At 38.2% G+C, this 7,447-nt stretch carries 9 protein-coding genes; 7 read left to right on the top strand and 2 right to left on the bottom strand.

Features of this window, described 5'->3' with window-relative positions; translation table 11 throughout:
* Positions 1 to 69 precede the first annotated feature (69 nt).
* From nagZ to I8752_RS09605, 5 genes are all read left to right on the top strand, one after another.
* On the top strand, positions 70 to 1,155 hold the full coding sequence (gene nagZ / locus I8752_RS09625; RefSeq protein WP_214432088.1) for a beta-N-acetylhexosaminidase: 1,086 nt from the start codon (positions 70 to 72) through the stop codon (positions 1,153 to 1,155).
* Positions 1,156 to 1,762: 607 nt separating this feature from the next.
* Positions 1,763 to 2,119 (top strand): hypothetical protein, encoded by a 357-nt coding sequence (locus I8752_RS09620; RefSeq protein WP_225895549.1) that lies wholly within the window; start codon positions 1,763 to 1,765, stop codon positions 2,117 to 2,119.
* Between the two features lies 1 nt (position 2,120).
* Positions 2,121 to 2,576: a hypothetical protein gene (locus tag I8752_RS09615; protein WP_214432087.1), complete on the top strand. Its 456-nt coding sequence runs from the start codon at positions 2,121 to 2,123 to the stop codon at positions 2,574 to 2,576.
* A 467-nt stretch (positions 2,577 to 3,043) separates the two neighbouring features.
* On the top strand, positions 3,044 to 3,259 hold the full coding sequence (locus I8752_RS09610; protein ID WP_214432086.1) for a hypervirulence associated TUDOR domain-containing protein: 216 nt from the start codon (positions 3,044 to 3,046) through the stop codon (positions 3,257 to 3,259).
* A gap of 9 nt (positions 3,260 to 3,268) precedes the next feature.
* The gene (locus I8752_RS09605; protein ID WP_214432085.1) at positions 3,269 to 3,601 is read left to right on the top strand and encodes a DUF3140 domain-containing protein; all 333 of its coding nucleotides are present in this window, start codon (positions 3,269 to 3,271) and stop codon (positions 3,599 to 3,601) included.
* A gap of 170 nt (positions 3,602 to 3,771) precedes the next feature.
* Here I8752_RS09605 and I8752_RS09600 read toward each other — a convergent pair whose 3' ends face one another.
* Both I8752_RS09600 and I8752_RS09595 read right to left on the bottom strand, forming a co-directional pair.
* Positions 3,772 to 4,149: a hypothetical protein gene (locus tag I8752_RS09600; protein ID WP_214432084.1), complete on the bottom strand. Its 378-nt coding sequence runs from the start codon at positions 4,147 to 4,149 to the stop codon at positions 3,772 to 3,774.
* A 718-nt stretch (positions 4,150 to 4,867) separates the two neighbouring features.
* Complete coding sequence (locus I8752_RS09595; RefSeq protein WP_214432083.1) at positions 4,868 to 5,086, bottom strand: hypothetical protein; 219 nt, start codon at positions 5,084 to 5,086, stop codon at positions 4,868 to 4,870.
* Positions 5,087 to 5,237: 151 nt separating this feature from the next.
* On the opposite strand from I8752_RS09595, the gene I8752_RS09590 reads away from it, so the two are divergent.
* Both I8752_RS09590 and I8752_RS09585 read left to right on the top strand, forming a co-directional pair.
* Entirely contained in the window at positions 5,238 to 6,080 is an 843-nt protein-coding gene (locus I8752_RS09590; protein ID WP_214432082.1) for a YaaW family protein, read from the top strand.
* The gene (locus I8752_RS09585; RefSeq protein ID WP_214432081.1) at positions 6,062 to 7,408 is read left to right on the top strand and encodes an O-antigen ligase family protein; all 1,347 of its coding nucleotides are present in this window, start codon (positions 6,062 to 6,064) and stop codon (positions 7,406 to 7,408) included. The genes I8752_RS09590 and I8752_RS09585 overlap by 19 nt, the downstream gene beginning before the upstream one ends.
* The last annotated feature ends 39 nt before the right edge of the window (positions 7,409 to 7,447 follow it).

Here is a 7,447-nt window from a genome sequence, read left to right as displayed (position 1 = left end):
TACACCCCGCCCCAACGGGGCTTGGTGAAAAATCTCAGTAGAATGCCACACAAACATAGGTAACACATTATGTCAGTATCGCAGGAGCTAGAGCGCTTTGGACATCATCTGATTCTCGGTATTTCCGGTACTACATTAAGCGATGATGATAAACGCGCTCTCAACGAATTAAAACCTGTTGGGGTCATCTTTTTTGGCAAAAATTTTTTAGATGGCACACCTTATGAGTTTTGGGTGGAAAGTTTTAAGCAGTTAAATGACCAGATACGACAATACGCCGAACGTCAACTCATGTTCGTGACTTTAGATCATGAAGGGGGGCGTGTTATTCGCACACCACTACCAATTACGCGATTTCCTTATGCTTTTTTGTGGCGATCGCACTCCCGCGAAGTAGCAAAAGCAACAGCGGTAGAACTCAAATCGCTAGGAATTAACTTATCTTGGGCCCCTGTAGCAGATATTTTTTCCCATCCTGACAACCCGGTTATTGGGCCTCGCGCCTTTGGTAGCACTCCTGAAAGTGCTGCTCAAGGTGCTAGAGATTATTACCTGGGACTGCAAGAGTCTGGTATTGTCGGATGCGCCAAGCATTTCCCCGGACATGGAGACACTAGCAAAGATTCTCACATCGAGCTACCAATACTCAATCTGACTTTAGAAGACTTGCGAATCCGCGAACTCATACCGTTCCAAACTTTGATTAAAGCGCAGATTCCTTTAATCATGACAGCTCACATCTTATTTCCCAAAATAGATCCTCATGTGCCAGCAACACTCTCAAAGGCTATCCTCAAAAAAATTCTCCGAGAAGAATTAGGCTTTGAGGGAGTGGTTGTGTCTGATGACCTAGATATGAAAGCTGTCTCAGATATGTTTACTAATAGTGGTACTATAGCGCAGGCTTTTGATGCTGGTTGCGATTTGTTTATTGTTTCGCGCAATATTAATTCTTCGTCTTTGGAACGTACTTATAAAATTGCGAAAGATTTTGTAGATTCTTTAAACAAGGGTAGCCTTGATGAATCAGTAGTGGACGCAGCTAAGGATAAAATCGAGAAACTCCTAGCCGTAACACCGCAATATTCTGTGCAAACTTTAGATAAAAATACACTAGAAGAACATGCTAAATTAGCGATCGCTTGTTCTTTTTAATAGCATTTCAATTGGAGTATTAGAGAGGAGTTAATAACTATAGAGGAAAAAGTTTTAACAATACCAGTCATATTAAGTTATCTGTTACCAAGTCCGAACTTTAGGGCAAGATATTTGGTGTCAGAAGTATTTTACGAAGCTTAAGAGGATGTTTGAAAAGTGTTAGGCGAATATAATTTGCTACTACACAAAATAAGTCCGCCTACATGGACTAATAGAAAATTAAGATTTTAAAACCTACGAAGGTTGGTTTTGTATGTGTAGCCAAGCCACTGCGTTAGGCGGGTTCCCCGACTTGAAGCAAGTGGCACGCAACTTCTAGTCACAAAGGCAAGTAATAAATTAGACTTTTCAAACAACTTCTTAGACTTAGACAGACAAGGAACTGACAGCAGGCTGTATGACTTAAAATAGTTATTTAGATTTTCTTTATTATTGCAGCAAATTTACAAAGTTCCTGCAAAACGATACTATAACAAAGTACACTATTTTATGCAAACACTAATCAACTAGCTACAATGATTTTTAATTCCACTAATCCTAATACCTTGTTACGTATTTCAAGGAAATCACCCCTCTACTAAATAATGCATAGTTGAGGATAATTATGATGTTTTCGCCAGCAAAGAAAGTAATAAACATTAAGTTTGATCGACTTAAAGCTATTAGTTCGAAACAATATAGCTTTACTAGCTTAAATGTAGAAAAACTTAAAGGTGCATTGTCTTATTTTTCACATCTACATACAACTGGAGAAATTAGCGATAAAGCTTTTGAAACTCTAGTTAATCATGCTTGTTCAATTTTTATTGAAAATGAAGTAGAGTTTCGAGTAAATGAGGTTATAGAGCGTAAAGTTATACAATTTCTAAATTCTAAATTTTCCGTTCCCACAGAAGAAATTGAAGATACAGAAGCAGCTATTTACTCGTTAGAGCTATCCCGTATAATGAGGAATCAATAAAATGTCTGAGCAAGAAAATGAACCTCAACAAGGCTTGGACGAAAAACAAAAAAGGCAAAAGGATGAAGTGGGAAATGTAGAAAAGCTTTCTGAAGAATTAGAAGAACTACCTCCACAATTAAAGAGATTTGTACAAGCAACTCTCTCTATGCAACGTATTTCTTCTTCATCATTGGTTTCACCAATTCAGGAAAAAATTAATGAACAACATATTTCCCGAATACTAGATATTGTCGAAAAAGATGATGAAAGAGCTTTCGCTGATACAGAGTCAGCTAGGAAATATACTATATTTACAATTATTATATTTTTGGTATTTTTTGGCTCTTTAACTATTTTCTTAGTAAATAAGGATATAGCTGTATATCAGGAAATTTTGAGAATAATTATTATATTTGGCGGAGGTTTTGGTAGTGGCTTTGGGTACAAGGGATACTTAGAAAAACGAAGAAAATAAGCTTAAGATCAATCTGATAACTCATTAAAAGACGCGTAATGCAATTACAAGCACAAGTAATATCTTATTTATAGAGAGTAAGAGCTGATTCGTAAAGAAAATCTTAAGGATACTCAACTCATTACTATATCTGGGTTTCAGCGAATAAGTGATGTATTGGCTCAAACTCTTGAAACCCTTACAAGACAACTACTTTACTTGAGTTTACAAATTAGCTCTAATATTAGTTATTTGTACTTGATTTAGTTTACGCCATACTGATTGTTTGACAAAACTGGCAAAAATTGTTCATTAGCACCCTAGAGCTGACTTTTCAGGGAAGTCTGAAGCTGTGGAAAAAGTCACGCTTTTTCCACAGCTTCAGACTTGCGGTAACTTCCTCAAATTCTTTCTATATCCCTCGACTGATTAATTCTTCCTTCAGCGTCAACATAATAGTAGGTATAAAATAGCTAAGAGAAAAATCCGTGACAGAAGAATTAAACAAAGGCGACAAAGTCAAGTGGAATACGGCGCAAGGTGAAACTGCTGGTGAGGTGGAAAAAAAATTAACTTCACCCATAGATGTTAAAGGACATCATGTTGCTGCCTCAAAAGACAATCCAGAGTACTTGGTGAAAAGCGACAAAACTGGAAAAGAAGCTGCTCATAAACCTGATGCCTTAGAGAAGATTGAGGAGTAACGTAGCGTTATGAGTCAAGATGTTAAATCAGTCATAGATGAGTTTCATTCCTCAGTCAATATGTCAGCAAAGGAAATCGAATCTTGGTTGCAAACAGAGGAATCTCAATCTGTAGGACAAAATAAAGATGACGATGAATCAATCGGACACAAATCCGGTAAGCGCATCATCGATTTGTTGAAACAGAAAAAAGATGACTACACAGATGATGATTTATCGCACATGAAAAAAGTCGTCAGTTACATCCATCGCCATTCAGCACAGCAACCTGAAGGTGATATTGAAGATACGCGCTGGCGCTACTCGTTAATGAACTGGGGACACGATCCTTTAAAAAGTTAAGAATTACGCCTGATGTGAATTAAAAATGCATTCTGTCTCATAAAGGTTTCAAAACTTGTTAAAAATCTTGGTTTTGGAACTACCAACGAAATTACAAGGATTCGAGCACTTAATTCACGTGTAACGTGAATTTATAGTTAGGAGTTATGAGTTTAACTCCTAACTATAATTCAGCCAAACCAGTGAGATGGTTCGTTACCTGGCTGAACCCTTTCACTAAGGTGATGGCTAATCCAATCTGACTTTTCTTGAAAAATGGCATAAATGCCTTGGTGAATCAAATTTTGTACGTGTAGTTGCTGTTCTAAAGGACTACGAGGCAACTTGTAGTTGAGCAAGCACTCTTTGTCCAAGTTTTGTACTGCAACTTGTCCGTCAGAGACCACGCTATACAAGCAGGGAATACGGCTGAGGACAAAAGCAATTAATTCTTGGCGCAAGTCAGGAATTGCAAAAGCTTGTTGATAAGGATGATATGGATATGTATCTAAAACGCTTTCAATCTCTCCTAGTACTGTTTGTTGTGTTAAATTGACTACTGTTTTCATAAGTTTTTTTAACTCCTTTTTCATTCAGTCAATGATTTTTGCAGAGAATAAACACTTCCTGTAAAAGCCTTTTTGGCAGCGATTTAGAAGTATTTAACTAATAAGACGATCCGACCCTGAACTTAAATTTTTACCTTGGTAGAATCTCAGACATCTGGCTCTGCTGATTTTGATTGAAGTTTCTACTAATTGACAGTATGACTTCTGAAAACAGCACTCAATAATTAGTAAGCACTGATGTTTTATTCTATAGATTTTATTATTTCAAATTTTTTATGTTTTAGCAAAAACCTACACAAAACGCAGCATTATTTATTAGGGATCAATTCTGGCATTAAATTAAACAACTTAACTCTGACGAGACATTAAGTAAAGTATAACTAAATTGGTTGTTTACATTACTTATTAAAGTAACTACCATTCCCTGTTATACCCTTTTGACTTTTAAAGTATGTATCCCCTGAAACTACATCTTTTTTATATTTATTTAGTAAGTCCTTATATTAGGCGATCGACTACACCGAGCAATCAGTCTAACGACAGATCCAATTATTAGGTGAAAACTTTGAAAAAATTTATATTAGATAGAAATAGCTGACAATATAGCCAGCCCAGAAAGCTCTAAAAACTCTTTGTCCAGTTTCACCCAAAAAAACTAACAACATCAATAGACCTCTTGCAAAAGTTCTTTTTGCAAGAGGTGGGAAAAAGGAAAAGGTTAAAGGGAAAATAACAAACCTTTCCCCCTTTTCCCGACTTCTGCAAGAAGTCTAAGCAATAGGCATGCAAACAGCACAAAGTCAAAAAAATGATGAGAATCGCTCATGAAACTTTTAACAAGAGCTTTGTTTGGCTTGATTTCAACGAAAATATCGCCAACTCTGGTTCGATGGAAAGGAATTTCCGCCTGTTGCAATGCTTTTCTGGCTCTAGCCACAATTCACATCTGAATTAACAGAGTTTTATTAGTGGGATAGGTTAAAAAACAGCCTAACAACAGAACAAAGGACAAAATCATTACTAATGACTGCTGAAAGCTAATAGTAGAATAGGGTACAGGAAAGGTGTACGGAAGGGAGGAAGGGACATTGGATGAACTGAGGGCGGCGCTGGAGCTAGCAACCGAAGAAGAATTACAGGATTTAACAGCGATTCTGTTTAGTCGTAAGTTTAATCCCTTAGACTATGTTCAGACACCCGAACCTATCGAAGTACAAAGTAAAGACCGCAAAGCTTGGCTAGATGCTCTAGAGAATCGCTTTCGGTTTTTGGCAGCAGATGGGATGACGGTGTTACGGGGACGTACAAATCAGGTAAGTTACCGACAAGCATTAACTCAAGTATGTAAATATTTGAAAATTCCTTATTCTAATCAACTGACAACTGTTGATTTAGAAGCAGAAGTATTTTTACATTTGTTAGGGCAAGTGTGGAAAAAATTGCCGGAAAAAGAAAAGCAAAAATTAACTGCGCGGGTACAGCGTCATTTAGTAAAATCAGAACTCAAACAACCGCTACCACTTCTATTGCAGCGCGATCCCTTGGGATTAATTTTCAAAGGTGGTAGTGCGATCGCTGTTACTTCTGTCCTTCAGCCACTAGTTCTGAAAGAAATTGCCCGTCAATTTGCAGTACACTTTGCTACCTATCAAGTAGCCAAGCAAGCCGCAATTGTAGGTTCGGAAGCAACGACAATACAGTTTCAAAATTATGTAGCATTACAAATGGCACAGCGGGGTATGACTGCAAGTGCAGCTCGTTATGGAGCAGTTCGCAGTATGTTTGCCTTCCTAGGCCCAGTCATGTGGACTTGGTTTTTTGCAGATTTAGGATGGAGAGCGATCGCCACTAACTACGGTCGGATCATTCCTACCATCTTTGCCTTAGCGCAAATTCGTTTAACTCGTGCTGAATGTTGGGAGCCAGCTTGAAGTTAGCTTTTTACCATCCCAATCCCGATTTACAAACACCTTGGAATTGCCTGCAAATTGGGCTACTGATTTTTCCATTGAGTCCGTTTTTGGGGGCTGTTAGCATTGGTTTTGCAGTATTAATAACTTGGCTGCGAAGAAACCGCACAATAATCAGCCGCCCCCTTAATTGGGGATTTGCTCTTTTGAGTATATTACTCATAATTTCTGCTGGGTTTGCCTATGAAAAAACAGAGGCTTTCCTCGGCTTATTTAATTTATTCCCATTTTTCTTAGTTTTTGCTGGTTTAAGTGCTTTAATTCAAACAACCGCCCAATTACGGCATCTCGCTTGGATTTTCGTTATCGCTTCGATGCCAGTAGTAATTATGGGCTTTGGGCAAATGTTTTTGGGTTGGGCTTTCAAGTTACAAATTTTGTGGATTGTCTGCGATTGGGCGATCGCACCTGGAGGAGATCCACCAGGACGTATGGCTTCAATGTTCATGCACGCCAATATCTTTGCTGCTTATCTAGCGATCGCATTTACCCTCGCTTTAGGCTTGTGGCTAGAACAATGGCGTTCTAGAAGGGGAAAGGGGAAAGGGGAAAGGGGAAAAAAATCACTTTTTCCTTCTCTAGCCCCTATCCTTTTTTTAACTGTGGCAGTAATTGGCAATTTTAGCGCCCTGATTTTAACTGATTCCCGCAATGGGTGGGCGATCGCTATAGTTGCTTGTTTGGCTTATGCATTTTACCAAGGTTGGCGCATCCTTGTGGGCGGTGTCGTTGCTGTCGCCGCCAGCGTTCTTTTAGCTGCTTTCGCCCCTTCACCAATTGCTCAAATTTTTCGCCAAATCGTTCCTACTTTCTTTTGGGCGCGGTTAAACGATGATATGTATCCAGATAGACCCATTGCCTTAATGCGAAAAACCCAATGGGAGTTTGCCTGGTCTTTGACTCAGCAGCATCCTTTGACAGGTTGGGGCTTGCGTAATTTCACAGGGCTTTACAAAGCCCAAATGCACATCGACTTGGGTCATCCACACAACTTATTTTTGATGCTATCTGCTGAAACTGGTTTACCGATTACTTTGTTGTTTTTTAGCTTACTTGGTTGGATCTTATTTGCAGGTATTCAACTTTTACAAAAATCCAACTATATAGCTTCCGAAGATAGATTGATATTTTTTAGTTATCTTGTCATTTTTGGAGAATGGTTACTATTTAATACAGTAGATGTAACCTTATTTGATTTCCGCGTAAATACGCTATTTTGGGTATTTTTGTCTGCTATTTGTGGAATAGTCTATCACTACCAACGACACGAAAAATTTGTAGCTGAATAAAATTAGTTTAACAGTAATTTTGACTATCAATAGCATTGA

It is taken from the genome of Dendronalium phyllosphericum CENA369, assembly GCF_016056275.1.
Classification (GTDB): Bacteria; Cyanobacteriota; Cyanobacteriia; order Cyanobacteriales; family Nostocaceae; genus Dendronalium; species Dendronalium phyllosphericum.
This window is presented reverse-complemented; position numbering and strand designations above follow the sequence as displayed.